The 384-nt window shown below is 58.3% G+C and carries 1 protein-coding gene; it reads left to right on the top strand.

The genetic code is table 11. The annotated features are described in order from the left end of the window. Positions 1 to 384, top strand: a 384-nt coding sequence (locus AC5ZG1_RS44680) for an IS3 family transposase (protein WP_496136611.1), incomplete at both ends; no start/stop codon positions are given.

Here is a 384-nt window from a genome sequence, read left to right as displayed (position 1 = left end):
GAAAGCTCTAAGGCCTGCTCGGAAGCGGGAGATGGTGAAAGGCATGTGCTGCGATTGGGCGATCTCGATCCGACGTGCTTGTGGAGCGTTGAACTTCGATCGATCAACTCACCACTATACCTCTCGCCGTGCTGATCAGGCCGGTCTGGAACGTCGTATTCGCGAGATCTGCGAGATCCGTGTGCGGTACGGCTATCGCCGCGTGCATGTGCTGTTGGAACGCGAGGGTTGGGGCACCAACATCAAGCGAACCTACCGCATTTACAGGGACTTGGGGCTACAGTTGCGGAACAAGACACCGAAGCGGGGGGTAAAAGCCAAGCTTCGCGAGGATCGGCACATGGCCGTCGGACCCAACGACGTCTGGGCGATGGACTTCGTTCA

The sequence above is a fragment of the Bradyrhizobium sp. Leo78 genome (genome assembly GCF_059512425.1).
Note: the sequence above shows the minus strand (reverse complement) of the source record. Positions and strands in the feature narration are given on the sequence as shown.